Origin of the sequence: Paraburkholderia atlantica (assembly GCF_000092885.1) — a bacterium.
In the GTDB taxonomy this organism is placed as follows: domain Bacteria; phylum Pseudomonadota; class Gammaproteobacteria; order Burkholderiales; family Burkholderiaceae; genus Paraburkholderia; species Paraburkholderia atlantica.
The window spans coordinates 1,459,618-1,482,888 of sequence record NC_014117.1 but is presented as its reverse complement, the minus strand read 5'-3'; the positions used below and the strand labels follow the sequence as shown (position 1 = coordinate 1,482,888).

Sequence of the window (23,271 nt, the reverse complement as noted above, 5' to 3'; positions counted from 1 at the left end):
CATTGAGCGTCGACGGACCGGTGCCCGCCTCCGTCGCGACAGTGACACGGCTTCAGCGCGCCCGGCGGTTTCTGGCCTTGCGGTAAAATTATTGTTTTGATTCAAGCCGCTTGGCCGTTCCATGTCATTACCCCGCACTCCCAGCCCCCGCCGCGTGTCCGTTGCTCCGATGATGGATTGGACGGATCGTCATTGCCGCTCGCTGCATCGAATGATTTCGCGCCATACGTGGCTTTACACGGAAATGGTGACGACCGGTGCGCTGCTGCACGGCGACGTGCCGCGCCATCTCGCGTTCACGCCCGACGAAGCGCCGGTCGCGCTGCAACTCGGCGGCAGCGAGCCCGACGATCTCGCGCGTTCGGCAAAGCTCGGCGAGCAATGGGGCTATGACGAAATCAATCTGAATTGCGGCTGCCCGTCCGAGCGCGTGCAACGCGGCGCGTTCGGTGCATGCCTGATGAACGAGCCGCAACTCGTCGCCGATTGCGTGAAGGCGATGCGCGACGTCGTCTCGGTGCCGGTTACGGTCAAGCACCGCATCGGCGTGGATACGGTCGAGGAATATGGCTTCGTCCGCGATTTCGTCGGCACGATCGCGGAGGCCGGCTGCGAGGTGTTCATCGTTCACGCGCGTAACGCGATCCTGAAGGGCTTGAGCCCGAAGGAAAACCGCGAGATTCCACCGCTCAAGTACGACTACGCGTATCAGCTGAAGCGCGATTTTCCGCAGTTGGAGATCATCATCAATGGCGGCATCAAGACGCTCGACGAAGTCGACACGCATCTTCAGCACGTCGACGGCGTCATGCTCGGGCGCGAGGCATATCACAACCCGTACGTGCTCGCCGATGTCGACGCGCGCTTCTATGGGTCGACACAATCGCCGCCGACGCGCGATCAGGTCGAAGCGAAACTGATCGAGTATTGCGCAACCGAAATGGCGCGCGGCACCTATCTCGGCGCGATCACGCGCCATGCGCTCGGGCTCTATCGCGGCGAAGCGGGCGCGCGCGGGTGGCGTCGAGTTTTGTCCGACAGCAAGCGGCTTGCGGCCCGCGATCTGACCATCTTCGACGAAGCGAGACAGCATCTGCGGGAGCCTCTCGAAATATTTGAATAAAGGACTAGGCAAACCCGAATCTAGTCCCTATAATCTCGTTTCTTCGTCGGCGAGACAGGTTTTTAAAGCAAGTCAAGCGGATGTTAGTGGTGGCTGTAGCTCAGTTGGTAGAGTCCAGGATTGTGATTCCTGTCGTCGTGGGTTCGAGTCCCATCAGCCACCCCAAAGAATTCAAGCGAACGGCGTTGTGAGCAATCACAACGCCGTTTCCGTTTTGCCGGCAGCCTTCTGCGTTTTCCATGACGAACGTGCGGTCTTTCGCCCCGCACCGCCCCTTCCCCTTCTGTCGATCTTCAAAAACCGCTTGGCCAACAGGGCCGGATCAGCGGTCGGCCTTGCCGCGCTTACGTCTGAACGATTGTTTCTTCATCGGGAATAGTAATTTCAGATTATCGGCACAAATTCTCGATAGTAGGGGTATACACTGCCTTCCATCGACGTTGCAGACACCTGGTTCACTGGCTCCTGCAACATCTTCCTGAAATGCAGTCGAAACGTTATCGGAGTCCTACCATGAAGACCAAGTTTATCGCCGCCCTGCTGGTTGCCGCTTCCGCCTCGATCGCCGCTCCTGCTTTCGCAAGCGGCTATGGTCCGGCGCCGTACTATCGTCCGTCGGTTGGCGCGCCGGCTTCGCAGCAAGGCCAGAATGCGCAGACGGTCGCTGCTGAACGCGCCAACGCGCAATCGAATGCGTACGGTGGCGTGAATAGCGTGTCGACCCAATCGGGCTCGCGCAGCGAACCCAAGTCGGGCCCGCAATCGGTGTACTTCGGCCACTAAGCCGCCAGCAGTTGCAGTACCGTTAGATCCGCTGCCTCTGAAGGCAGCGATCAAACTGGGCGCCGCGCATGCAGTATCGATGCCGGCGCCCAGTTGCGTTTACGCCGGCTGTAGTACGTCTGGCATCCTTCCTTCGGGACCCCGCTATCCACCTCTAACTCGCCAGCCCCGCATCGATCAACTCACGCGCCGCGCTAAAAGCCGCCTCCGCAGCCGCATGCTCGGTGGACCACAAGGTATCGATATGCACGAGCTGCCAGTCGACCACCGTCGAATCGTCGCGCAGCACCCGGAAATGCGCCTTGACGCCGGTCAGCACCTGTTCGACCGCCACCTCGATGTCGTAGTCGCCATAGCGCGCCTGGTAGTCGCCCATGTCGACGCCCTTCGGCTCCATGTTCGTCTCCGTGGTTTCGCCGATCGCGGGCAAGCGAACGCGCGCGCCTTACCCGCGACGCGCCGCCTCGCTCTTCACTCCGGCCCTGCGGCCGGTCGCCGACCAGCGGATCAGTTGCAGTCGCCCGAAAGATACTGTCGGCCGTTGCAGTTGATTTCGACCCCACCGCTGCCCGCTTCGGCAACGAGGTCACATGCCAGCAACTCCGCCGCGACGGACTGCGCGACTTCGGGCGCCGTCTGTCCGACGCCGACGTCGTTCAGACGCCGCAACGCTTCGACCGCTTCGGGACTCAAGGATTTCGACATGGCCGTCTCCGTCGGAATGCTCAATTCATCGTAGCAAGTTTCATCGGCGGATGCAGGCGTGCGCGCCAGCCGCGGCCCCGGAACACCGTCTGCTACTAATGAATCGTGCACACAGCCGCGTGTCTACAGACGACGCGCGACATCGAAGGAGAACGACATGAAGCGAGGCAATTGGGCCACGTTGACCGCCACTGCCGCAGCGCTGGCGGCGCTGCTCGCGAGCGGCGCGAGCGCCGACGCGCAAACGGCATCCAGCGCGCCGCCGGACAGCCATGCGCCGATGGCCAAACCGCCCGAGGCGGCATCGGGCGCCGGCGGTTCGAGCAACCCGGACAACATGCCGATCAAGCGACCGACGAAGCCAACCAACGACCACATGTCGCACGAGCCGCCGGCAAGCGGCGCAAACGCGAAGTAGCCGCTGCGCACACCGCTCGCACTAGCGGAACGTCATCAAAGCCGCGCAATCGACACCTCGGTCGACTTCACGAGCGCGACCACCTCCGAGCCGACTTTCAGTTCGAGTTCGTCGACCGAGCGAGTCGTGATCACCGATGTGACGATGCCGAACGGCGTCTCCACGTCGACTTCGGACACCACCGAGCCGCGGATGATTTCCTTGACCTTGCCTTTGAACTGATTGCGCACGTTGATGGCGGAAATGCTCATTTCAGATAACTCCACAGAAGCGGTTGATAACGGAATGGATCGGATGGGATCGGTTTGCTGGAAAGCTCAGACGGCCCAGCGCACGTCGGTTGGCCGCGTCAGACGGCCCGCTTCCGGCAGGCCGTACGGGTCATAGGGCTCGTACGCGCGATGCGCGAGCGTGTCGTCGTTCGGCGCGTTTTTCAGCACGCGTTGCAGCACGTGGTCTTCGAGCGCCGCGAAGCCCGCCGACGCCCGCGCGCGCGGACGCGCGAGCGCGACCGGCTGATCGAGCGCGATGCGGCCGTCCTCGATCAGCAGAATCCGGTCGCCGAGCGCGACGGCTTCGTGCACATCGTGCGTGACGAGTAGCGCGGTGAAGCGATGCTCGCGCCACAGCCGTTCGATCAGCGTGTGCATTTCGATGCGCGTCAACGCATCGAGCGCGCCGAGCGGCTCGTCGAGCAGCAGCAATTGCGGACGATGCACGAGCGCCCGCGCGAGCGCGACGCGCTGCCGCTGACCGCCCGAGAGTTGCGCGGGCCAGTCGTTCGCGCGTTCGAGCAGGCCGACTTCGGCGAGCACCGCGCGCGCATCGTCGCGCGCGCCTCGGCCACGGCCGAGGCCGAGCATCACGTTCTGCAGCACGCTTTTCCACGGCAGCAGACGCGCATCCTGGAACATGATGCGGGTGTCGAGCGGACCGCCATTGCCGGCGCGTTTTTCGAGCACGCCCGAACTGGCTTCTTCGAGACCCGCGACGAGCCGCAGCAACGTCGACTTGCCGCAGCCGCTGCGGCCGACGATCGCGACGAAGCTGCCCCGCTCGATCGACAGATCGAAGCCCGACAGCACCTCGCGCTCGCCATAGCGTTTGCCGACGCCGCGCAATTGCACCGCGTAGTCGCTTGCGGGGCGCGCGTCGCTGCGGCTCAGGGCGGGAGCGACTTGCAAGCCGGGTTGCGAGCCGTAATGCGCGCCAGCCACCCCGTCCCGCTCGATCTCCGCGGCCTCGTCCGCGTCGTGATCCGCAAGCCGCGGCTGCGCGAGTTCGGTCTCGAGGTCGCTGCCGGCGATACCGCCGAATGCCGTCGATAACGTCGTTGCGCTCATGCTTTTGCTCCCCGCTGATAGGCCGGATGCCAGCGCAGCGACAGGCGCTCGAGGCTCTTCGCGAGCATGTCGGCGAGCTTGCCGAGCGCCGCGTACAGGAGAATGCCGACCACCACAACATCGGTTTGCAGGAATTCGCGCGCGTTCATCGTCATGTAGCCGATGCCCGATTGCGCGGAAATAGTCTCGGCGACGATCAGCGTGACCCACATCAGCCCGAACGCGAAGCGCACGCCGACCAGAATCGACGGCAGCGCGCCCGGCAGGATCACGTGGCGGTACAGCGCGAAGCCTTTGACGCCATAACTGCGCGCCATCTCGATCAGGTTCGCATCGACGGAGCGGATGCCGTGGAACGTGTTCACATAGACCGGGAAGAACACGCCGAGCGCGACGAGGAACACCTTCGCTTGTTCCTCGATGCCGAACCACAGGATCACGAGCGGAATCATCGCGAGCGCGGGGATGTTGCGGATCATCTGCACGGTGGAATCGAGCACGATTTCAGCGGGCTTGAACAAACCCGTCGCCAGTCCAAGTACGAGACCGATGCCGCCGCCGATCGCGAAACCCGACACCGCGCGCCACGTGCTGACCTTCACGTCGGCCCACATTTCGCCGGACTGGATCAGCGACCATGCGGCCTTCACGACCGCGAACGGCTCGGGCAGCACGCGTGTCGACAGCGCGCCGCTGCGCGCGGCGATTTCCCATGCGAGCAGGATCGCGACAGGCGCGAGCCACGGCACCAGGTGCGCGCCGAACCGGCGCAACGCGGCCGCGCGCGCGTTGGACGCGGGCTGCGGGGTTGCCCCCGTGGCCGCGCTCAAAGCAGTGTCACTCATGTGGCTTTTCTCCTTACCGGTCGATCAGCTCGCGCTCGCCGCCTTCGGCAGATCGCTAGTACCGACGATTTCGCCGAACGGCCCCGACAACGGCCCGTTGGCAACCTTGCTGAAGCGTTGCGGCAGCAGCGGAAATACGAGTTCGGCGAAACGGTAGGATTCCTCGAGATGCGGATAGCCGGACAGGATGAACGTCTCGATGCCGAGCGCCGCATACTCCTTCATACGCGCGGCCACCTGCTCCGGACTGCCGACCAGCGCGGTGCCCGCGCCGCCGCGCACGAGCCCGACGCCCGCCCACAGATTCGGATAGACCTCGAGCTGTTCGCGCCCGCCGCGCTTGCCACCGTGCAGCGCGGCCATGCGGCGCTGGCCTTCCGAATCCATCTTCGCGAACGACGCCTGCGCACGCGCGACCGTGTCGTCGTCGAGCTTGCTGATCAGCTTGTCGGCGGCGGCCCACGCTTCTTCCTCGGTCTCGCGCACGATCACGTGCAGACGGATGCCGAAGCGGATCTGCCGGCCGCGCGCCGCGGCGCGTGCGCGAATGTCGGCGATTTTCTTCGCGACCGCTTCGGGCGGCTCGCCCCACGTCAGATAGGTGTCGATGTGCTCGGCCGCGATATCGTGCGCGGCCGCCGACGAGCCGCCGAACCACAGCGGCGGATGCGGGTTCTGCACCGGCGGATACAGCGCCTTGCCGCCCTTCGATTGCAGATGCTTGCCGTCGAAATCGATCGCTTCATTGGTGTGCGACGCCGCTAGCAGCTTGCGCCAGATATGCAGGAATTCGTCGGTGATTTCGTAGCGGGTGTCGTGATCGACGAACACGCCGTCGCCGGCCAGTTCGGCCGCGTCGCCGCCCGTCACCACATTGATCAGCAGACGCCCGTTCGACAGCCGGTCGAACGTCGCCGCCATGCGCGCGGCGAGTCCCGGCGACGACAGCCCCGGACGAATCGCGACGAGGAACTTGAGCCGCTGCGTCGCGGGGATCAGGCTCGACGCGACCACCCAGGCGTCCTCGCACGAGCGGCCGGTCGGCAGCAGCACGCCTTCGTAGCCGAGCGTATCGGCGGCGACGGCGATCTGCCGGAAGTAGTCGTAATCGGCTGCGCGTGCGCCTTGGGACGTACCGAGATAGCGGCTGTCGCCGTGAGTCGGAATGAACCAGAACACATTCATGTTGTTGCTCCTGCCTGTTCTTGAATGAAAACGGTGGGCGCGAGCGCCGGCCGCACGCATCGAGCCGGCAACCGGCAAGGCGCTGCGACGTGTAAAAGGATTAAAAACGGACGGTAGACTCAGACCACCGACAGCCGCGTCAACGCGATGAAGGCGCTGCGCCCGGCGGGCGGCACCGCGAACACAACCGCGCGCGGGCCCTGCGGCAACGGAGATTCGGCATGACGCTCGACATTGCGACGGTTTCCTCGACCAACCTGCGCGTGATGCGCTCGATTCAACGGATGACGGCGACACCCGCGCCGTCTGCATGAGGAAACAGTCTATGGAGCGGTCCGCGGCTTTTGAACGATTTTTTTGAGCTTAGGAATTCCGCTTTCGTGATTAGCCCGGCGCTACCGCATACGGTTGTTGCGCTTTACACACGCGGCCCCGGCCGCCACACCCCGATCGATATAATGGCGCTCGTTTCCAATCACCCGGTGCAGGCCTTGCGATCCGCGTCGCCTGTACGTTGCCGGTGCAATGCATGCACAAAATAATTCTGCCGTTCGTCGCCGGTTTTCTGGCTTCTTTGTTCTTTCGCGAATCGACGCTGGCGCTGATGCATGCCGCCGGCATGATCGACCCCACCGGTTTTTCGACCGCGCCGTTTTTGCCGCTCGGCCTGCCTGAGTTCATCGCGAACGCAATCTGGAGCGCGTGCTGGGCCGTGCTGATGGCCTGGCTGCTGCGCATCGCGCCGCATCGGCACGCGCCGTGGGTACCGGCGTTCGTGTTCGGCGGCATCGTGCTGACGGCGGCGAGCGTGTTCGTCGTCGATCCGCTGCGCGGCATCTGGCCGAGCGGCAACATGCTGCCGCGCCTCGCGGTGGGCTTCGCGGCGAATGCGATGTGGGGCTGGGGCGCGCTCGTGTTCATGCGCGCGTTCATGGCGAGCGAGGACGAGGAATAAGCGCGTCGCGCGTGAATTCGCGCAACGCGACGATTTTCGCGGGCGGGTTCGCGAGGCGGCGCGTTCAGTGCGCGTTCAACCGCGCAGCGCGCCCAGCGGGTGTTCGTCCGCCGGCCACGGACTGTCGAACATCTTCTCGACATCGGCCTGGTTGACGTCCTCGATGCGCGCGAAACGCCAGCGCGGCGCGTTGTCCTTGTCGATGATGCGCGCGCGAATGCCTTCCACCGTATCGCCGAGCAGGAAGCTCGAGCGTGTCAGATCCAGATCGACACGCAGCACGTCGGCCATCGACCCTTCCGCCCGCGTGACCACTTCGAGCGAGACCGCCATCGACAGCGGCGAGCGCTCGCGCAGCACCGCGATCGTCCGCTCGGCCCACTCCGCCTCCGCCGCGTTGCCGCCGCGCTCGCGTTCCTGTTCGAGCGACGCGAGTATCCGCGCGACGTCGGGCAGCGCGAAATGCCGGTCGATCAACGTCCGTGCCTTCGCGAGCGCGCTCTCGTCGGGCCGCGGGGCGACCTGATACGCGCGCGTCTCGCGCTCGACGCACGCAACCACATCCGCGCCGCGCTCGAACGGTTCGCGGCTCAGCGTATCGACGAGCGCAGGCAACGCCGCGTCGTCGATGTAGACATCGGCGAGGCCCGCGTACAACGCGTCGGCCGCGCCGATCGTCTCGCCAGTCACCGCCAGATAGCGGCCGATCGCGCCGGGCGTACGCGCGAGAAACCAGCTCGCGCCGACGTCGGGAAACAGGCCGATGCGCGTTTCGGGCATCGCCATCTTCGTCGACTGGGTGACGACGCGCAGGCCGCCGGTGCGATGCGCGCCCTGCGAAATACCCATGCCGCCACCCATCACGATGCCGTTCATCAACGCGATATACGGCTTGGGATACACGAAGATCGCGTGATTGAGGCGGTATTCCTCGCTGAAGAACGTATCGCGTGCCTCCCGGTCGCCGCGTTGCGCCGCCTCGTACATGAAGCGGATGTCGCCGCCCGCGCAGAACGCGCGCTGATGCCGACTGCGCACGACGACGGCCAGCACCTCGGGGTCCTCGCGCCACTGGTCGAGCGCCGCGTGGATCGCGCGGATCATGCCGGTCGACAGCGCATTCAGCGCTTTCGGCCGTTCCAGTTCGATGAAACCGATGCGGTTGGTTACGTGGGTCGCGATTTCGTCGCTAGTGGCGGGCGAGGCGGACGTTGACATGGAGAACTGGGCGCGGCGGCGCGGATTGGCGTGGAACTGAACGTTATCACGGGCCTGCCGCTTTGCGTTTGGTGGCGCGCTCGGGAACCGGGTCCGCGGATTCGGAAGGCTCGGCGTGGCGCCGCGCGACGGCTTTCTTGCCGCGCACTGCGGCGCTATTCGATGCGCCCGCTGCCACGGCCTGCGGCGCGCCTAGCCAAGCATCGAGCGTTACGCCGACGAGCGTCTCGAGCGGCGCACTCGGAAATACCGGACACGTCAGATTCAGCGCGACGATGCCATGCAGACTCGCCCACAACGCCTCGGCCCACACGGCCGACTCCATCGATGCGACCGACGCCGACAGACGCCCCGCTGCTCGCAACTCGTCGAGCGCGTCGATCATGATGTGCAGCGCGGCGTCGCCGGGGTCGTCGTCGGCATTGTCTCGGGACGCGGTTGAACCACTGGTCCCGGCGTTCGCGCTTGAGTCATCCGCACTACCGCCGTCTTTGCCAGTGGCCGCCGCCGCACCACCGAGCGCCGCGCCGGTATAGCTCGGGTCCTCCATGAAAATCAGCCGGTACGTTTCCGGGTGCTCGACGCCAAACGCGACGTACGCGCGCCCGAGCGCCCTCAGCCGTTCGGCGGGATCCGCGATCCGCACGAGCGGCACGAAGGTCGCGAGCAACTGCGCGTAACCCTCCTCGCACAAGGCCCGCGCGATGTCGTCGCGACTCGCGAAATGCAGATACAACGTGGCGGGCGAATATTCGATCGCGTCGGCGATCTTGCGCATCGACAACGCGGCAAAGCCTTCGCGCACGACGATGCGCCGCGCGGCATCAAGGATGCGTTCGCGCAGCGCCTGTTTCTGGCGGTGTTTTCGTTCGGCTATTCCCATGACTCGCAATTTTCAGGTTGACAAACTGAAAAGTCAATTTAAACTGAACACCGTTTACTGAACGATGTTTAATAAATTTTCATCAGTCAATTTGAAGGAGTCGTCATGCAAGCCACGGGAAAGGTCGGTTTATTCGGTGCCGCGGGCGCGGCGGGTCAAAGCATTGCCGCGGCGCTTGCTGCGGCGGGCCGCGATTATCGGGTGGTCGGCCGCTCGCGCGAGGCATTGCAACTGACCTTCGGTGATGACCCGCACGCGGAAATCGTCACGTGGAACCCCGACGACCCTGCCTCGATCGGCGCCGCTGCCGCCGGTCTGCAGACCGTGATCTATCTCGTCGGCGTGCCCTACGACCAGTTCGCCCAGCACCCGCCGTTGATGGAGAAAACGCTGGCTGGCGTGACGGCCGCCGGCGTCGAGCGCTTCATTCTGATCGGCACTGTGTATCCGTATGGCCGCGCGCGCGGTAACCCGATCCGCGAAGATCATCCGCGCGAGCCGCACACCTTCAAGGGCCGCATGCGGCTCGAACAGGAAAAGCTCGTACTGGCCGCGCATGGCCAGAAAGGTCTCGAAACGCTGGTATTGCGGCTGCCTGATTTCTACGGACCGGGGGTTGAACGCAGCCTGTTGCACAGTGTCTTCGTTGGCGCAGCTACCGGTAAGCGCGCGCAGGTGCTTGGTCCCATCGACGTGCCGCACGAATTTATCTTCCTGCCGGATGTCGGCCCCGTGGTCGAACGACTGACGCGCACGCCCGAGGCCTACGGCCGCTGGTGGCATCTCGGGGGCGCCGGCACGATCACGCAGCGCGAAGTGGCGCGCGAAGCCTTTGCGCTCGCCGGCCGCGAGCCGAAGCTGATGGTGGCGGGCAAGGGCATGCTGCGCGTGCTCGGGCTATTCAATCCGCTGATGCGCGAACTGGTCGAGATGAACTATCTGCTGACCGAGCCGGTCGTGCTCGACGATTCGGCGCTGGCAACGTTGATCGGGCCGCTCAGCAAGACGTCGTATCAGGAAGGGATCAGGCGGTGCTTCGAAGCCGCACGCGAGGCAGTGCCGGCGCACAGCGTGAATTAGCGGCAACGCGTTGGCGATGCGCTGGTGGAAGGACAGTTCCGCTCAGCCTGCCATCTGCCCCGGCGGAAAATGACCGCTCTTGAGTAGCACGGGCGTGCCGTTGCTGATCTGCAAATGCTCACGCGCAACGGCCTCGATGCGCGGCCGGCCCGCATCGAACGCGCGCAGCCAGCCGTCGAGGTCCTCGCTGTAAGCGCCGAAGTGATCTTCGAGCGCTTCCACCGAGATCGCGCACGGCACCGGCTCCCCGTCCACCAGCGCGGAAAACACGACGGTCAGGTTGGAGTCGCGGTAAGCAGGCGCGTCTTCGGGAAAACGGATTTCCATGGTCGCCTCGTCAAAAGGTGGCGGCGGGAACGTAGCACGCGCGGAAGGCCGCTATGCGCCGCCGATCCTCGCGGGTCCCGCTATGGTACTCGCGCCGCCGGATCACGGTCCAGCGTGCGCGGGCGCCAGCTTCAAGGTATCGAGCGCTGCATTGGCGAGCGCTTCGGCCGGCCGTTCGCACGAGAATCGCCGACACGCTCAGTGCCCATCCAGCAATCGGTCGACATACTCGCGGGCCGCCCGTTCGACGAACGCGAGCGCCTCCTCTTCGCTGCTAAAGCGTTGCCTGTCGCCGAGTTCGAGCAACGTTTCCATCCGATGCGGATCGTCCGGGCCGGCTTCGGCGAGGCTGACCGAGCCGACGTAAGTACCATCCGCTTTGGCGTGCGCGTCGCCCGAGGTGCCCGACGTGCCGCCTCCCGGCACGAGGCGCGCGGCGGCGCTGATGTAATAGCCGCGATAAGGGCCACTGACCCGTTCAGCCATCTTCGTCCTCCTGTTGCGGTTGCGGGGCCGGCGCCGGTCGCGACGGCGCCGCCTTGATGCTTCAGCATGCGGCGCGCCGCTGCACCGGAGGTGTGCGGGCAGCGCGCCCCATTACGATAAGGCGCGTTGCAGCGCGATAAGTTCTGCTCGCGAGACACCCGCTCGCCCCGCACCGCAGTCGCGCCGCACGCCAGCCACGCGCGCTGATCGATCGGCCCGGATCGGCATGCTCCATGCTGTCGAACGTAGTTGTGACGACGCCATTTCGAGGCCAGCGAGCGCAATATGGGAAAATATTTTCTGCAGAATCACGAACTGCCCGAGCCGGATGCGGCGAACCGCTGGTTTGAGTACGCCGAAAGTCACGGCATCGACATCCCAAAAGCGATCAGCATCTGGGAAGATGCGGCCACTGAAGAAGGCGCGGAAGCCCGGCGGCTCGTCAGCGCGGCGGGCATCACCGTCGAAACGATCTGAGCCGTGGCGCGCGCTCTTGCGTTCCACAGCGGCCGACCCGGCCCGGCACACTCCTCTATCTGAATGAAAGGACACAACACGATGCAATTCACGACGCAACCGCGGCGCGCCGGCCGATTCCACCGCCTCCGATCCAGCGCCGCGTTTGCCCTCGTGCGTCGCGCGTCGCTGTCGGCGTCATTGCCCGCCGCGCTGCTGCTCGCCGCGGGACTGGGCGGCTGCGCGTCGTCGAACACGACCACGCTGATCAATCTGCCGAACGGCCAGACCGGCTTCGCGGTCAACTGCAGCGGCGCCGACGCCGGCTCGAGCTGGGCCTCGTGCTATGTGCAAGCGGGTAAGGCGTGCGGCGCGACCGGCTACGACATCGTGTCGAAGGATAACGACGAAGGCGGCACCGCCGGCGGCAGCGTCACGAATGTGGCGTCGGCGAATGTGAAAGGCCGCTCGATGATCGTGCGCTGCAAATAAGCCGATTTACGTTCCAGGCGGCAATCGAGCCGGCTTGCGCGGGCGCTCAATGCGCCTGCATCTTCGAGAAGAGATTCAACACCGCGACGCCTGCGACGATCAATCCCAGCCCGATGATCGCCGGCACGTCGGGTACCTGCCGGTACAGCACCAGCGCGACCAGCGTGATCAGCACGATGCCGGCGCCGGACCAGATCGCGTAGACGATGCCGACCGGAACGCTCCTTAGCGTCAGCGACAGGCAATAAAACGCGATGCCGTAGCCAAGCACGACGACCATCGACGGCAGCAGGCGCGAGAAACCGTCCGAGGCCCGCATCGCGGAAGTCGCAATCACCTCGGCGACGATCGCGATCGCGAGCAGCGCATACGAGGGTACGCGCATCGCGTCAGCTTTTCGCGAGCGCGAGCTTGCCGTAGTCGTGACCCAGATGCGCGCACAGCGCTTCGACCACCAGCTCATGATCGGCGCGCTGCGGCAGACCGGACACCGTGATCGAACCGATCACGCCCGCGCCTTCCACCGTCAGCGGGAATGCGCCGCCGTGCGATGCGTACTCGGTGGCCGGCAGACCGTGCTTGTCGGCGAGCGTCGCACCCGCGAGCTGCATTTTCAGACCGATCGCGTACGAGCTACGGCGAAATTGCGCGACGGTGTTGCCCTTGCGGCGCACCCAATCGACGTTGTCGGGCGTCGCGCCGTCGAGCAGGCTGAAGAACAGCGGCTGGCCGAACGTGCGCACGTCGATCGCGGCTGCAATGCCGCGCGCTTTCGCGACCTCGTGCAGGTACGCGCCGACTTGCCACGCGCGGTCGGCATCGAAGCGGGGAAACACGAGGGTCTTTTCCTGAAGGGCGATGACCTGCAGATCGTGAGCGATATCCATGGGGTTCAGAACGGTCGGAGGATCGGAGTCGAAGGGGTCGCCGTCGTGAAGATTCGGCGAGCCGCGTGGAGCATCTGAATTCTAGCGCAGCGTCCGCGCGCGACTTTCCGGAGCGTTTCCGAGTGGTGGCGTCGCGGTGGCGGCGCCAAGCGCAATGAAGCCAATCCTTACATGGCTATTGCGCTGGCTGGCTGGTTGGTCTATAATCTTTTCTTCGACGGACGCGGGGTGGAGCAGTCTGGCAGCTCGTCGGGCTCATAACCCGAAGGTCGTAGGTTCAAATCCTACCCCCGCAACCAGAACGAAATCATCGAAGGGTTACAACGCATTGGCGTGTAACCCTTTTTTGTTTTGGTGGCCATGACCTCACGATTCTCTTGACCGCCTAACCTCAGGCGAAAAAAAAAGCGCGTCACTGAATGACGCGCCAACCTACGAGGCAATGTACAAGAGAGAAAAGATGACTGTGGTGGACGCGGGAGCCTCCATCGCAACCATCACGACTGATGCTATCAGCGCATCCGAAAATCGACTGTCAACCAATGTCAGACGCGAAGGCGCTGGCCGCACCGAACCTCCCATCGCGCAGCCCGTGCCGTCCCCTCAGTAATCGCGCGCCCCGGTGATAAACTCCTATCACCCTTTCTCGTCCCCTTTCCAATGAAATTCTGTTCTGTCTGCGGCCACGGCGTCAGTCTGAGCATTCCGCCGGGCGACAATCGCGAGCGCTTCGTATGCAGCAGTTGCGGCACGGTGCATTATCAGAATCCGCGTAACGTGGTCGGCACCGTTCCCGTGTGGGACGACAAGGTGCTGCTGTGCCGTCGCGCGATCGAGCCGCGCTACGGTTACTGGACGCTGCCCGCCGGCTTCATGGAAATGGGGGAAACGACGGCCGAAGCCGCCTTGCGCGAAACGCTAGAGGAAGCCGGCGCGCGCGTCGAGGTGCAGAACCTGTTTTCGCTGCTGAACGTTCCACACGTGCATCAGGTGCATCTGTTCTATATGGCGCGGCTGCTCGATCTCGACGTCGCCGCCGGCGAGGAAAGCCTCGAAGTGAAGTTGTTCGAGGAGCACGAGATTCCGTGGGACGAGATCGCGTTTCCGACCGTCGGCCAGACGCTGCGCTTTTTTTTCGCCGACCGCGCGGCCGGCAGTTTCGGCCTGCATACCGGCGACATCTTCCGCTCCCTGCGCGAAGGTTGAGCGGCGCGCATGGTTCCCTGGCTCGGAGCTGACGATCCGTTTCCGCCCGTCGAGCGCGCGCTCGGCGCCGCGAGCGGCGCGCCCGGTCTGCTCGCGGCAAGCGGCGATCTGCTGCCGTCGCGCCTGATCGACGCTTATCGGCGCGGCATTTTCCCCTGGTATTCGGACGGTCAGCCGGTGTTGTGGTGGAGCCCCGATCCGCGGATGATCCTGCGCCCCGCCGAATTCAAGCTGTCGCCGTCGCTGCGCAAGACGCTCAAGCGGATGTTGCGCGATGACGCGTGGGAAATCCGTGTCGATCAGGATTTCGCCGCCGTGATGCGCGCCTGCGCGCAGGCGCCGCGCCGCGGCCAGCGCGGCACGTGGATCACCGCCGACGTCGTCGAAGCCTATTCGTCGTTGCATCGCCTCGGCGACGCGCACAGCATCGAAACCTGGTTCGAGGGCAAGCGTGTGGCGGGCCTGTATGGCGTGTCGCTCGGCCGGATGTTCTTCGGCGAATCGATGTATACCGACGTCACCGACGGCTCGAAAATGGCGCTGGCCGCGCTGGTCGGCCACTTGCGACGTCACGAAATAGAAATGATAGACTGCCAGCAGAACACGTCGCATCTGGCGTCGCTCGGCGGCCGCGAGATAGCGCGCAAGGCGTTCGTCGCGCATGTTCGCGCGTCTGTCGGCGCACCGGCCATTCCGTGGCGCTTCGACAAGACCGCCCTGCTCGAAATCCTCGCGCGCGCGGCGTAGGAAAAATCAGGCCGAATCCGGGTCCGCCGCCCATCGAATCGCGGCATCAACCGCCAGGCGCGCCGGGTTTGCATTACTAGAGACGCTTCGAGAGCTGCCAACGTGACTCATCCCAACGAGCTGCCTCTTTCGCCGCTTTCCGCGCTGCAATTTTATGCAACGGCGCCCTATCCCTGCAGTTACCTGGACGGCCGCATCGCGCGCTCGCAGGTCGCCACACCCAGCCACCTGATCAATTCGGATGTCTACACGGATCTCGTCAAAGCGGGCTTCCGGCGTTCGGGCGTATTCACGTACCGCCCGTATTGCGACGGCTGCCGCGCGTGCGTGCCGGTGCGCGTGCCGGTCGAGCGTTTTCAGCCGAACCGCACGCAACGGCGTGTATGGAGAAAGCACGGCGACTTGATCGCGACCGTCGCGCCGCTGCATTACGACGAGGAGCATTACGCGCTCTATATGCGCTATCAGTCGGCGCGCCACGCAGGCGGCGGCATGGATCGCGACAGCCGCGATCAGTACGAGCAGTTCCTGCTGCAAAGCCGGATCAACTCGCGGCTCGTCGAGTTTCGCGAGCCGGCACCGCTGCGGCCCGATGGACGGCCTGATCCGCGCCCCGATGCGCAGGGCGCGCTGCGCATGATCAGCATGATCGATATCCTCGGCGACGGGTTGTCGTCGGTGTACACATTCTTCGAGCCGAGCCTGCCGCATGCGAGCTTCGGCACCTACAACATCTTCTGGCAGATCGAGCAGGCTCGCAGCCTGAACCTGCCGTACGTATATCTCGGCTACTGGATTCGCGAAAGCCCGAAAATGGCGTACAAGGCGAATTTCCGGCCGCTCGAAGGCTTGATCGACGGCGAGTGGCGCGTGCTCGATCCGGCCAGCATCGACCTGCCGCCGGTCGATCTGGCGATGCCCGGGCGACGCGGGCCGCTCAGGCCGTAAGTCGAGGCACCATCCGTCGAGTCGTCGCCGGGTGCTGCTCTCCCCCGCAACGCCCCATCAGTCTCATCAGAGCCCAAAGCCGGTAAAATAGCGGGTTCCCATTTTCCGGCCGCCCGGCTTCATCTCGTGTTCAGTTCCCTTTATCCGCTCGTTCGCGCCCAACTCTTTCGCATGGACGCGGAAGACGCTCACCATCTGACTTTGCGCATGCTCGGCGCCGCCGGCCGCACCGGCCTCGCGGGCGCGCTCGCCGCGCGCGTGCCGGATTCGCCCCGCACCGTGATGGGCCTCACGTTCCGCAATCCGGTCGGACTCGCGGCGGGCCTCGACAAGGACGGCGCGTGCATCGACGGTCTGGCCGCGCTCGGCTTCGGCTTCATCGAAGTGGGCACCGTGACGCCGCGCGCGCAGCCGGGCAATCCGCGCCCGCGCATGTTCCGGCTGCCGCAAGCGAACGCGGTGATCAACCGGATGGGCTTCAACAACGCCGGCGTCGACCAGTTCGTGAAGAACGTCCAGGCCGCGCGCTATCGCGGCATTCTCGGCCTGAACATCGGCAAGAACGCCGACACGCCGATCGAGCGCGCCGCCGAAGACTACCTGTACTGCCTCGAGCGCGTGTACCCGTTCGCGAGCTACGTGACGGTCAACATCTCGTCGCCGAATACGAAGAACCTGCGCCAGCTGCAAGGCGCCGACGAACTCGACGCGCTGCTCGCCGCGCTGAAGGACAAGCAGCAACGACTCGCCGACATGCACGGCAAGCTCGTGCCGCTCGCGCTGAAGATCGCGCCCGACCTCGACGACGAGCAGATCAGGTCGATCGCCGACACCTTGCTGCGCCACCAATTCGAAGGCGTGATCGCGACCAACACGACGCTGTCGCGCGCTGCCGTCACCGGCATGCCGCATGCCGACGAAGCCGGCGGCCTGTCGGGCAAGCCGGTGTTCGACGCGTCGAACGAGGTGATCCGCAAGCTGCGCGCAGAAGTCGGCGAGACGGTGCCGATCATCGGCGTCGGCGGGATCTTCTCAGGCGACGATGCGCGCGCGAAGCTCGCGGCCGGCGCGTCGCTGGTGCAGCTTTATACTGGTTTCATCTACCGCGGTCCGGCGCTCGTCGCCGAATGCGCGCAGGCGTTGCGCTAAGCATCCGCGCCGACAGCGCATATAGACATAAACAAACGATATTTAGGTTGCGATAGTCTCGTTTGCTATGCTCTCGACCGTCAAAACGTCAGACGTACAAAGGAACACGATGAAATTTGGCCTGCTGAAGAAACTCCTCGCCACCGCGCTGATCGGCGCATCGTTGAGCGCCGTCGCCGCGCACGCGGAAGACCTGCTCGACCAGGTCAAGCAGCGCGGCACGCTGCGCGTCGGTCTCGAAGGCACCTTCCCGCCGTTCAACTCGAAAGCGCCGTCGGGCGAGCTGGTCGGCTATGACGTCGACATCGCCAAGGCCGTGGCGGCAAAGCTCGGCGTGAAGCCGGTGTTCGTCACGACCGAATGGAGCGGCATCATCGCCGGTCTGCAGGCAGGCAAGTTCGATGTGATCGTGAACCAGGTGGGCATCACCGACGCGCGCAAGCAGACCCTCGACTTCTCGCCGGCGTACACGTACTCGGCCGCGCAACTGATCCAGCGCAAGGACGACACGCGCCAGTTCACGTCGCTCGAAGACCTGAAGGGCAAAAAGCTCGGCGTCGGTCTCGGCACGAACTACATGGACATGGCGAAGTCGGTCCCCGGCATCGACGTGAAGACCTATCCGGGCGCGCCCGAATATCTGCGTGACCTGGCCGCCGGCCGGCTCGACGCGGCGTTGAACGACCGTCTGATGCTCGCGTACCTGCTGAAGAACTCGAACCTGCCGCTGCGCACCGGCGCGAACGTCGGTACCGGCAACCCGTCGGGCATTCCGTTCAAAAAGGGCAACCCGAAGTTCGCGCAGGCCATCGACGAAGCGATGACCCAGCTGGAAGCGGACGGCACCTTCACGAAGATCTCGGACAAGTGGTTCGGCATCGACGTCAGCAAGCCGATCAAGTAACACGCTTGCAGGCGAACGAAGGGCGGCATCGTGATCGATGCCGCCCTTCGCGTTTTTGCGGCCCGCGCGAGGCCTTGGCCCCCGGACCGCGCGTCGCGTATACCCCAAGCCGCATCGCGCGACCCGCGCCTTAACGCGCGCCAAAGTTTATGATGTGCGCTTTGTGCGTCAATAAGAACACTACCCATGTCCATCACATCCCTGCTGCTCGAATCGCTGCCGGTACTCGCACAAGGCGCCTTGCTGACGATCAAGTTCGCGATCCTGTCGATGATCTTCGGCTTGATTGGCGGCGCCATGCTCGCACTGATGGGGATCAGCCACAGCCGGCCGCTGAACTGGATTGCACGCGTTTATGTGAGCGTGATGCGCGGCACCCCGCTGCTGGTGCAGATCTTCGTGATTTACTACGGGCTGCCGAGCTTTGGCATTTCGCTCGAACCGACGCCGGCCGGCGTGATCGCGCTATCGGCGAACGTTGCCGCCTATCTGTCCGAGAGCATGCGCGGCGCGATTCTGGGCATCCACCAGGGGCAGTGGCTCGCGTCGTACAGCCTCGGGCTGTCGCGGCGTCAGACGCTGCGCTATGTGATTGCGCCGCAGGCGCTGCGCATCGCGGTGCCGAGTCTGTCGAACAGCCTGATCAGCCTGATCAAGGACACCTCGCTAGTGTCCGTGATCACGGTGACCGAGTTGCTGCGCAGCGCGCAGGAAATGATCGCGTCGACCTATCAGCCGCTGCCGCTTTATCTGGCGGCCGCGGCCGTGTACTGGGTGCTGTGCCAGGTGCTCGAGTGGGCGCAGCGCTGGTACGAGCGGCGTTTGTCGCTGCCGACGCGGCACTGAGCGCCGCCCACGCCTTTTCGTTCACCGCAGCGGCTCATTCCCCCGCGAACTTGAGCCCCAACGCCGCGCGCGCCGCGTCGGCCATCGCGATCATCTGTCGCGACATGTCGTGCGGCATCAGCGGACTCTCCAGCGCACCCGCGCGGATCAGCGCGCAAAAGTGCGCGGTCTCGTAGTTCAAACCACCGCCTTCGAACGGTTCGTCGAGTTCGACGACGCGGCCGTCCGCGTACCGGATGGTCGCGCGCGACGGGTTCCACCACGGCTCGTGCAGCGTCACGTGACCGCCTTTGGCCATCAGCAGCGCATCGCCCTTGCCATGCAGATCGAGCCCGCAGAATAGCTGCGCGATGCCGCCGCGCTCGTGCTGGCTGTTCAGACTCGCGAACGTGTCGACGCCGGTCGCGCCAAGCCGGCCGAAGGTCTGCACGTCGCGTGGCGCGCCGAGCCAGTCGACCGCGAGGAACATCTCGTAGATGCCGATATCGAGCAGCGCGCCGCCCGCATGCTCGAACGACAGCGACGGATGATCGGCCGGCACGCCCGGCACCGAGCAGCCCGCGCGCACGAGACCGATGTCGCCGATCGGGTCGACCGCGAGGTGTTCGCGCAATCTTCCGTAGAGCGGATAGAACGGCGGTTTCATCGCTTCCATGAAGAGCCGTTGCGAAGCGCGCGCGGTCTCGAGCACGCGCTCTAGCTGCGCACGGTTGATACACGCGGGTTTCTCGCACAGCACATGCAGCCCGGCTTGCAACGCGGCGATCGCATAGTCGGCGTGGCTGTCCTGCAGCGTCGCGATATAGAGCGCGTCGATGCCGCTAGCGAGCAGCGTGTCGAAACTGTCGTAGACGGTACCGCCGAATTCATCGGCAAATGCCTGGGCGGGTCCCACGCGACGCGACCACAGCGCGGCGAGGCGCGCGCGCGGCACGAAGGCGAGACCTTGCGCGAAGCGGCGCGCAATCCGGCCGGTGCCGACGATCCCCCAGCGGATCTCGCGCGATGAAGTGGTGTCCTGAGCTGCCCGATCGGTCGGTTGGGCGGTGGCTGCGTGCGGTGCCGCTGTCGTGTCTGTCATCGTGTGTGCAAGGGTCCATGCGGTTCGGAACAGCCGCTATTGTCGCCGATGCCGTTTGAGAACGCGGCGTACGCGGCCAATACGAACCATGCGGCATCACCGTCGCGCACCGACCTTCGGCATCCGCCCCGCCGCAGCCGCGGCCAGGCGCTCACGCATCCAGCTCACGCATCCAGGCTAACACCGAGACTCAAACCCGCGCCGGCGGCTCCGCGGAAAACCGGCCGCCGACCTCCTCGGCCGAGTAATCGATCATCGCGAGGGAGGCGAGCTCGGCCTCCTTCGGATCGCGCCGCTCGATCGCCTCGACGACGCGCTGATGCGACGCGATCGCGCCCTCCCACACCCCGGACCTGTCGTGCACGATCGGGGTAACGGTCGACAGCGCGCCGCGAATGATCGCCGCCATCTGCTTAAAGAACTGATTGCCGCTCGCGATCACGATACGCGTGTGGAACAGCTCGTCGGCTTCCTGATAGCCGGGCTCGCCCGGAGGGATCACGCGAAACGCCTCGAAAGCCTCGCGAATCGCCGCGACGTCCGCGGCACTGCCGCGCGCGGCCGCCTGCGCCGATGCGCGCGGTTCGATCAGGATGCGAAACTCGATCACGTCACGCAGAAACATCGGATCGGGCTTCGCGCGAAAACGCCAGTTGACGACGTCCTCGTCGATCATGCGCCAGTCGCTCATGGGTCGGATGCGCGTGCCGATCTTCGGCCGCACGTCGAGCATGTCGCGCGCGAGCAGCATCGATAGCGCCTCGCGCATCACGGTGCGGCTCACGTCGAATTCCTTCGACAGCACGTCCTGCGGCGGCAGAATCGCGCCGTATTTTTCCTCGACGATGCCGCTGACGAGCCCGTCCATCACCTTGCTCACCAGCGAGCGATCCTTGTTTGCGTGTTCCATGACATATCCCCGAAGCGGTGTTGACCCCGCGTGGCCTGTTGATGAAGGGCCCGTACGTATCTGTTATGCAAATAGGATCGTTTTCCGATACGTTGCTAGCTTCGAAACGGATGCGCCAGTTGGGACACTTCCTGACAGGGTTATCCCTCTGAAGATTTGTTTCGTTCGTGTAACGCTATCCGTTCCGCCAGGCTCAAAGCTCGCTCGTCAAAGCGTGCCTGCGTTATCGGGTTTGATTAGTGCGCATTCGCACGTTGGCGTGATGAAATTGTCTGAATTTCACGGACGTGGTCCGTCGATTGCGTACTCCGACGAACAAACCTGCCGTGGCACACGCATCACGCCGAATCTTCGTTCGACGCGCTCGCCGCCACCGACGCATAGCGGCCGCCGAAGAACAGCAGCGGCGCGTGCTCGTCGAGCGAGAACACCAGCACCTCTCCGACGAACAGCGTATGGTCGCCGCACGGATGGCGGTTCACCACGCGCGCGGCGAAGCGCGCGGCCGCGTGCTCGAGCAACACGACGCCAGCAAGGCCGTCGACCGCCGCGAAGCGCGGTGCGCAAGGCGGCGCAAAGCGGCTTTGCGCCTCGCCCGCGAAATGGCGGCTGTGCGACTCCTGCGCCTCCGACAGCACGCTGACGCCGAACAGGTCGGCATCCATCAGCCGTGCATGCATCCGCGCCCGATGCCCGACCGACACGACGATCAGCGGCGGCTTCAGCGACCCCGACATGAACGCGTTGGCGGTCATCGCGTGAAGGCTGTCGCCGCTGCCGGTCGAGATCACCACCACGCCGGTTGCGAAGCGCCCGAGCGCGCGGCGAAAGCGCCGCTCGTCGAATGACGGCGACCGCGCGTCATCGGCTAGCTTATCGGTTCGAGCTGCATGCACGCGCATCGGCGCTCCCCTGCTCGCGGCCGTACTGCTCGCCGAAGCGCACGATGTCTTCTTCGCCGAGATAGCCGCCCGAATGCACTTCGATGATTTCCAGCGGCGTCTTGCCGGGATTTTCGAGCCCATGCGTGACGCCGAGCGGAATGAAGGTCGACTGATTCTCCGACAGTGCGAAGCGCTCGGCGCCGCGCGTGACGAGCGCAGTACCGCGCACCACGACCCAGTGCTCGGCGCGATGCTGATGCCTTTGCAACGACAGCCGTTCGCCCGGCTTCACGACGATGCGCTTCACCTGATAGCGCTCGCCCTGTTCGAGCGAATCGAAAAGGCCCCACGGCCGCGCCACCCTGCGATGCTCGTCGGCCGCGCCGAGCTGCTGCGTCTTCAGCTGTCCGAGGATCTTGCCCGCGTCGAGCGGCACCGTCACGCCGAGAAGACGCGCGTCGGTGCCGATGCGCTCCATCACCGCATGGTCGATCGAATCGGACGGACACGCGGCGAACGCGGCGCGCGCGAGACACAGCGCGCCGGCATCGTCGATGCTCGCGCCCGCGAATGCGTCCTTGCAGGCCGCCGCGATCAGCGGACGGCACAAGCCGATCGCGTCGAGCCATACCGACGCGCGCACCACGAACATGCCACTGTTCCACCAGTACTCGCCCGACGCGAAGTAGCGCTCGGCCAGCTCGGCATCGGGCCTCTCGACGAAGCGCTCGATCGTCCGCGCGCCCCGGTTGCCCAGGGGCGCGTCGGTGCGGATATAGCTGTAGCCGGTCGCAGCGTGCTGCGGCAGCACCCCGAACGCGACGATCGCACCGCGCGAAGCATGCGCGAGCGCCTCGTTGAGCGCCGCGCCGAATGCAGCGTGATCGGCGATCAGTCGAGCGGCGGGCAGCGCGACCAGGATCGGATCGTCGCCGGCCACGGCCGACGCGCGCGCGGCGAGCGCGGCGACGGTCAGCGCCGGGGCGGTGTTGCGCGCCATCGGTTCGAGCAGCATGCGCGCAGGCTTGGGGGATTGCCGGACGCGCTCGAACGCCGGCAGCCGCAGTTCCTCGCGGCAGACCACCAGTGGCGCGGCGGGCGGCGTGGCGCGGGCCGCGTCGTGCGCGGCCGAGTCGAATGCATCGTCGAGCCAACGCAGCGTCGCTTCGAGCAGCGACCGGTCGTCCATCAGACCGACCGGCTGCTTCGGGTTGCGTTCGCGCGACAGCGGCCCTGCCCTCGTACCGGAGTCGCCCACGAGAATCACCGGTTGCACGGTCAGTTCGTGAAGCGCGGCGGCGGCTCGAGTCTGCGGCGCGAGCGGACTACCTGGCTCTGCTATTCGGTTCATTTGCGATCCTCCCGAATCCAACTCCTGTTCACCGGCCGGCATGACGCCAGCAAGTGCCT

The 23,271-nt window shown here is 65.1% G+C and carries 29 protein-coding genes and 2 tRNA genes; 15 read left to right on the top strand and 16 right to left on the bottom strand.

Going from position 1 to position 23,271, the window contains the following annotated elements:
* Positions 1 to 121: 121 nt before the first annotated feature.
* The 3 genes from dusA (at position 122) to BC1002_RS06570 (ending at position 1,906) form a co-directional block, all read left to right on the top strand.
* A complete protein-coding gene (gene dusA / locus BC1002_RS06580; RefSeq protein WP_013089284.1) occupies positions 122 to 1,123 on the top strand; it encodes a tRNA dihydrouridine(20/20a) synthase DusA in 1,002 nt (333 codons plus the stop codon).
* 89 nt (positions 1,124 to 1,212) lie between these two features.
* A tRNA-His gene (locus BC1002_RS06575) sits at positions 1,213 to 1,288 on the top strand.
* Positions 1,289 to 1,636: 348 nt separating this feature from the next.
* Complete coding sequence (locus BC1002_RS06570; RefSeq protein WP_013089283.1) at positions 1,637 to 1,906, top strand: hypothetical protein; 270 nt, start codon at positions 1,637 to 1,639, stop codon at positions 1,904 to 1,906.
* Positions 1,907 to 2,060: 154 nt separating this feature from the next.
* Here BC1002_RS06570 and BC1002_RS06565 read toward each other — a convergent pair whose 3' ends face one another.
* On the bottom strand, positions 2,061 to 2,303 hold the full coding sequence (locus tag BC1002_RS06565) for a DUF6566 family protein (protein ID WP_013089282.1): 243 nt from the start codon (positions 2,301 to 2,303) through the stop codon (positions 2,061 to 2,063).
* Between the two features lie 110 nt (positions 2,304 to 2,413).
* Positions 2,414 to 2,611 (bottom strand): hypothetical protein, encoded by a 198-nt coding sequence (locus BC1002_RS06560; protein ID WP_013089281.1) that lies wholly within the window; start codon positions 2,609 to 2,611, stop codon positions 2,414 to 2,416.
* 157 nt (positions 2,612 to 2,768) lie between these two features.
* On the opposite strand from BC1002_RS06560, the gene BC1002_RS36135 reads away from it, so the two are divergent.
* Positions 2,769 to 3,029 carry a hypothetical protein gene (locus tag BC1002_RS36135; protein ID WP_013089280.1) on the top strand — a complete coding sequence of 87 codons (261 nt, stop codon included), beginning with the start codon at positions 2,769 to 2,771 and terminating at the stop codon, positions 3,027 to 3,029.
* Between the two features lie 35 nt (positions 3,030 to 3,064).
* Here BC1002_RS36135 and BC1002_RS06550 read toward each other — a convergent pair whose 3' ends face one another.
* The 4 genes from BC1002_RS06550 to ssuD all read right to left on the bottom strand — a co-directional run bounded on the left by BC1002_RS06550 (position 3,065) and on the right by ssuD (position 6,402).
* On the bottom strand, positions 3,065 to 3,280 hold the full coding sequence (locus BC1002_RS06550) for a TOBE domain-containing protein (RefSeq protein ID WP_008922916.1): 216 nt from the start codon (positions 3,278 to 3,280) through the stop codon (positions 3,065 to 3,067).
* A gap of 66 nt (positions 3,281 to 3,346) precedes the next feature.
* Complete coding sequence (locus BC1002_RS06545; RefSeq protein ID WP_013089279.1) at positions 3,347 to 4,372, bottom strand: ATP-binding cassette domain-containing protein; 1,026 nt, start codon at positions 4,370 to 4,372, stop codon at positions 3,347 to 3,349.
* On the bottom strand, positions 4,369 to 5,217 hold the full coding sequence (gene ssuC, locus BC1002_RS06540; protein WP_013089278.1) for an aliphatic sulfonate ABC transporter permease SsuC: 849 nt from the start codon (positions 5,215 to 5,217) through the stop codon (positions 4,369 to 4,371). Before ssuC ends, BC1002_RS06545 begins: the two co-directional genes overlap by 4 nt.
* Before the next feature lie 24 nt (positions 5,218 to 5,241).
* Entirely contained in the window at positions 5,242 to 6,402 is a 1,161-nt protein-coding gene (gene ssuD, locus BC1002_RS06535; protein ID WP_013089277.1) for an FMNH2-dependent alkanesulfonate monooxygenase, read from the bottom strand.
* Between the two features lie 529 nt (positions 6,403 to 6,931).
* Here ssuD and BC1002_RS06530 point away from each other — a divergent pair.
* Positions 6,932 to 7,357 carry a hypothetical protein gene (locus BC1002_RS06530; protein ID WP_013089276.1) on the top strand — a complete coding sequence of 142 codons (426 nt, stop codon included), beginning with the start codon at positions 6,932 to 6,934 and terminating at the stop codon, positions 7,355 to 7,357.
* Positions 7,358 to 7,432: 75 nt separating this feature from the next.
* Here BC1002_RS06530 and BC1002_RS06525 read toward each other — a convergent pair whose 3' ends face one another.
* Both BC1002_RS06525 and BC1002_RS06520 read right to left on the bottom strand, forming a co-directional pair.
* Complete coding sequence (locus tag BC1002_RS06525; protein ID WP_013089275.1) at positions 7,433 to 8,575, bottom strand: enoyl-CoA hydratase/isomerase family protein; 1,143 nt, start codon at positions 8,573 to 8,575, stop codon at positions 7,433 to 7,435.
* 46 nt (positions 8,576 to 8,621) lie between these two features.
* Complete coding sequence (locus tag BC1002_RS06520; protein WP_013089274.1) at positions 8,622 to 9,458, bottom strand: TetR/AcrR family transcriptional regulator; 837 nt, start codon at positions 9,456 to 9,458, stop codon at positions 8,622 to 8,624.
* Between the two features lie 105 nt (positions 9,459 to 9,563).
* Here BC1002_RS06520 and BC1002_RS06515 point away from each other — a divergent pair, with 105 nt between their 5' ends.
* Entirely contained in the window at positions 9,564 to 10,538 is a 975-nt protein-coding gene (locus BC1002_RS06515) for an NAD-dependent epimerase/dehydratase family protein (protein WP_013089273.1), read from the top strand.
* 42 nt (positions 10,539 to 10,580) lie between these two features.
* Here the strand turns inward: BC1002_RS06515 and BC1002_RS06510 are convergent, their stop codons facing one another.
* Both BC1002_RS06510 and BC1002_RS06505 read right to left on the bottom strand, forming a co-directional pair.
* On the bottom strand, positions 10,581 to 10,865 hold the full coding sequence (locus BC1002_RS06510) for a DUF1488 family protein (RefSeq protein ID WP_013089272.1): 285 nt from the start codon (positions 10,863 to 10,865) through the stop codon (positions 10,581 to 10,583).
* Positions 10,866 to 11,063: 198 nt separating this feature from the next.
* A complete protein-coding gene (locus BC1002_RS06505) occupies positions 11,064 to 11,351 on the bottom strand; it encodes a hypothetical protein (protein WP_013089271.1) in 288 nt (95 codons plus the stop codon).
* Between the two features lie 285 nt (positions 11,352 to 11,636).
* Between BC1002_RS06505 and BC1002_RS06500 the strand changes: the two genes are divergently transcribed.
* Together BC1002_RS06500 and BC1002_RS06495 are read left to right on the top strand one after the other, a co-directional pair.
* Positions 11,637 to 11,828, top strand: coding sequence for a hypothetical protein (locus BC1002_RS06500; RefSeq protein ID WP_013089270.1), 192 nt, complete (start codon positions 11,637 to 11,639; stop codon positions 11,826 to 11,828).
* Between the two features lie 81 nt (positions 11,829 to 11,909).
* Positions 11,910 to 12,299, top strand: a complete 390-nt coding sequence (locus BC1002_RS06495; protein WP_013089269.1) for a hypothetical protein — start codon at positions 11,910 to 11,912, stop codon at positions 12,297 to 12,299.
* A gap of 46 nt (positions 12,300 to 12,345) precedes the next feature.
* On the opposite strand, the gene BC1002_RS06490 is transcribed toward BC1002_RS06495, so the two are convergent.
* The gene (locus tag BC1002_RS06490; protein ID WP_013089268.1) at positions 12,346 to 12,684 is read right to left on the bottom strand and encodes a DMT family transporter; all 339 of its coding nucleotides are present in this window, start codon (positions 12,682 to 12,684) and stop codon (positions 12,346 to 12,348) included.
* Between the two features lie 4 nt (positions 12,685 to 12,688).
* A complete protein-coding gene (locus tag BC1002_RS06485; RefSeq protein WP_013089267.1) occupies positions 12,689 to 13,186 on the bottom strand; it encodes a heme-degrading domain-containing protein in 498 nt (165 codons plus the stop codon).
* 222 nt (positions 13,187 to 13,408) lie between these two features.
* Between BC1002_RS06485 and BC1002_RS06480 the strand changes: the two genes are divergently transcribed.
* From BC1002_RS06480 to BC1002_RS06450, 7 genes are all read left to right on the top strand, one after another.
* Positions 13,409 to 13,485 (top strand) — tRNA-Met (locus BC1002_RS06480).
* A 361-nt stretch (positions 13,486 to 13,846) separates the two neighbouring features.
* Positions 13,847 to 14,392, top strand: coding sequence for an NUDIX hydrolase (locus BC1002_RS06475; RefSeq protein WP_013089266.1), 546 nt, complete (start codon positions 13,847 to 13,849; stop codon positions 14,390 to 14,392).
* A gap of 9 nt (positions 14,393 to 14,401) precedes the next feature.
* Complete coding sequence (aat, locus tag BC1002_RS06470; protein ID WP_013089265.1) at positions 14,402 to 15,139, top strand: leucyl/phenylalanyl-tRNA--protein transferase; 738 nt, start codon at positions 14,402 to 14,404, stop codon at positions 15,137 to 15,139.
* 102 nt (positions 15,140 to 15,241) lie between these two features.
* Positions 15,242 to 16,087: an arginyltransferase gene (locus BC1002_RS06465; protein WP_013089264.1), complete on the top strand. Its 846-nt coding sequence runs from the start codon at positions 15,242 to 15,244 to the stop codon at positions 16,085 to 16,087.
* 126 nt (positions 16,088 to 16,213) lie between these two features.
* Positions 16,214 to 17,236: a quinone-dependent dihydroorotate dehydrogenase gene (locus BC1002_RS06460; protein WP_013089263.1), complete on the top strand. Its 1,023-nt coding sequence runs from the start codon at positions 16,214 to 16,216 to the stop codon at positions 17,234 to 17,236.
* 109 nt (positions 17,237 to 17,345) lie between these two features.
* Positions 17,346 to 18,140: a cystine ABC transporter substrate-binding protein gene (locus BC1002_RS06455; protein WP_013089262.1), complete on the top strand. Its 795-nt coding sequence runs from the start codon at positions 17,346 to 17,348 to the stop codon at positions 18,138 to 18,140.
* A 186-nt stretch (positions 18,141 to 18,326) separates the two neighbouring features.
* Positions 18,327 to 18,986: an amino acid ABC transporter permease gene (locus BC1002_RS06450; protein ID WP_013089261.1), complete on the top strand. Its 660-nt coding sequence runs from the start codon at positions 18,327 to 18,329 to the stop codon at positions 18,984 to 18,986.
* Between the two features lie 34 nt (positions 18,987 to 19,020).
* Here the strand turns inward: BC1002_RS06450 and BC1002_RS06445 are convergent, their stop codons facing one another.
* The 4 genes from BC1002_RS06445 to BC1002_RS06430 form a co-directional block, all read right to left on the bottom strand.
* The gene (locus BC1002_RS06445) at positions 19,021 to 20,067 is read right to left on the bottom strand and encodes a Gfo/Idh/MocA family protein (RefSeq protein ID WP_013089260.1); all 1,047 of its coding nucleotides are present in this window, start codon (positions 20,065 to 20,067) and stop codon (positions 19,021 to 19,023) included.
* 190 nt (positions 20,068 to 20,257) lie between these two features.
* Positions 20,258 to 20,977 (bottom strand): FadR/GntR family transcriptional regulator, encoded by a 720-nt coding sequence (locus BC1002_RS06440; protein WP_013089259.1) that lies wholly within the window; start codon positions 20,975 to 20,977, stop codon positions 20,258 to 20,260.
* Positions 20,978 to 21,315: 338 nt separating this feature from the next.
* A complete protein-coding gene (locus BC1002_RS06435; protein ID WP_013089258.1) occupies positions 21,316 to 21,879 on the bottom strand; it encodes a flavin reductase family protein in 564 nt (187 codons plus the stop codon).
* A complete protein-coding gene (locus BC1002_RS06430) occupies positions 21,851 to 23,212 on the bottom strand; it encodes a sugar phosphate nucleotidyltransferase (protein WP_013089257.1) in 1,362 nt (453 codons plus the stop codon). Before BC1002_RS06430 ends, BC1002_RS06435 begins: the two co-directional genes overlap by 29 nt.
* Between the last annotated feature and the right edge of the window lie 59 nt (positions 23,213 to 23,271).

Excerpts from the sequence above, each read along its gene's own strand:
- BC1002_RS06550 (WP_008922916.1), bottom strand. The coding sequence starts at position 3,280 with ATGAGCATTTCCGCCATCAACGTGCGCAATCAGTTCAAAGGCAAGGTC.
- BC1002_RS06520 (WP_013089274.1), bottom strand. The coding sequence starts at position 9,458 with ATGGGAATAGCCGAACGAAAACACCGCCAGAAACAGGCGCTGCGCGAA.
- BC1002_RS06495 (WP_013089269.1), top strand. The coding sequence starts at position 11,910 with ATGCAATTCACGACGCAACCGCGGCGCGCCGGCCGATTCCACCGCCTC.
- BC1002_RS06545 (WP_013089279.1), bottom strand. The coding sequence starts at position 4,372 with ATGAGCGCAACGACGTTATCGACGGCATTCGGCGGTATCGCCGGCAGC.
- BC1002_RS06510 (WP_013089272.1), bottom strand. The coding sequence starts at position 10,865 with ATGGAAATCCGTTTTCCCGAAGACGCGCCTGCTTACCGCGACTCCAAC.
- BC1002_RS06430 (WP_013089257.1), bottom strand. The coding sequence starts at position 23,212 with ATGAACCGAATAGCAGAGCCAGGTAGTCCGCTCGCGCCGCAGACTCGA.
- BC1002_RS06475 (WP_013089266.1), top strand. The coding sequence starts at position 13,847 with ATGAAATTCTGTTCTGTCTGCGGCCACGGCGTCAGTCTGAGCATTCCG.
- dusA (WP_013089284.1), top strand. The coding sequence starts at position 122 with ATGTCATTACCCCGCACTCCCAGCCCCCGCCGCGTGTCCGTTGCTCCG.
- BC1002_RS06560 (WP_013089281.1), bottom strand. The coding sequence starts at position 2,611 with ATGTCGAAATCCTTGAGTCCCGAAGCGGTCGAAGCGTTGCGGCGTCTG.
- ssuD (WP_013089277.1), bottom strand. The coding sequence starts at position 6,402 with ATGAATGTGTTCTGGTTCATTCCGACTCACGGCGACAGCCGCTATCTC.
- BC1002_RS06485 (WP_013089267.1), bottom strand. The coding sequence starts at position 13,186 with ATGGATATCGCTCACGATCTGCAGGTCATCGCCCTTCAGGAAAAGACC.
- BC1002_RS06525 (WP_013089275.1), bottom strand. The coding sequence starts at position 8,575 with ATGTCAACGTCCGCCTCGCCCGCCACTAGCGACGAAATCGCGACCCAC.
- BC1002_RS06570 (WP_013089283.1), top strand. The coding sequence starts at position 1,637 with ATGAAGACCAAGTTTATCGCCGCCCTGCTGGTTGCCGCTTCCGCCTCG.
- BC1002_RS06440 (WP_013089259.1), bottom strand. The coding sequence starts at position 20,977 with ATGGAACACGCAAACAAGGATCGCTCGCTGGTGAGCAAGGTGATGGAC.
- BC1002_RS06505 (WP_013089271.1), bottom strand. The coding sequence starts at position 11,351 with ATGGCTGAACGGGTCAGTGGCCCTTATCGCGGCTATTACATCAGCGCC.
- ssuC (WP_013089278.1), bottom strand. The coding sequence starts at position 5,217 with ATGAGTGACACTGCTTTGAGCGCGGCCACGGGGGCAACCCCGCAGCCC.
- aat (WP_013089265.1), top strand. The coding sequence starts at position 14,402 with ATGGTTCCCTGGCTCGGAGCTGACGATCCGTTTCCGCCCGTCGAGCGC.
- BC1002_RS06515 (WP_013089273.1), top strand. The coding sequence starts at position 9,564 with ATGCAAGCCACGGGAAAGGTCGGTTTATTCGGTGCCGCGGGCGCGGCG.
- BC1002_RS06450 (WP_013089261.1), top strand. The coding sequence starts at position 18,327 with ATGTCCATCACATCCCTGCTGCTCGAATCGCTGCCGGTACTCGCACAA.
- BC1002_RS36135 (WP_013089280.1), top strand. The coding sequence starts at position 2,769 with ATGAAGCGAGGCAATTGGGCCACGTTGACCGCCACTGCCGCAGCGCTG.
- BC1002_RS06445 (WP_013089260.1), bottom strand. The coding sequence starts at position 20,067 with ATGACAGACACGACAGCGGCACCGCACGCAGCCACCGCCCAACCGACC.
- BC1002_RS06435 (WP_013089258.1), bottom strand. The coding sequence starts at position 21,879 with ATGCGCGTGCATGCAGCTCGAACCGATAAGCTAGCCGATGACGCGCGG.
- BC1002_RS06455 (WP_013089262.1), top strand. The coding sequence starts at position 17,346 with ATGAAATTTGGCCTGCTGAAGAAACTCCTCGCCACCGCGCTGATCGGC.
- BC1002_RS06530 (WP_013089276.1), top strand. The coding sequence starts at position 6,932 with ATGCACAAAATAATTCTGCCGTTCGTCGCCGGTTTTCTGGCTTCTTTG.
- BC1002_RS06490 (WP_013089268.1), bottom strand. The coding sequence starts at position 12,684 with ATGCGCGTACCCTCGTATGCGCTGCTCGCGATCGCGATCGTCGCCGAG.
- BC1002_RS06565 (WP_013089282.1), bottom strand. The coding sequence starts at position 2,303 with ATGGAGCCGAAGGGCGTCGACATGGGCGACTACCAGGCGCGCTATGGC.
- BC1002_RS06500 (WP_013089270.1), top strand. The coding sequence starts at position 11,637 with ATGGGAAAATATTTTCTGCAGAATCACGAACTGCCCGAGCCGGATGCG.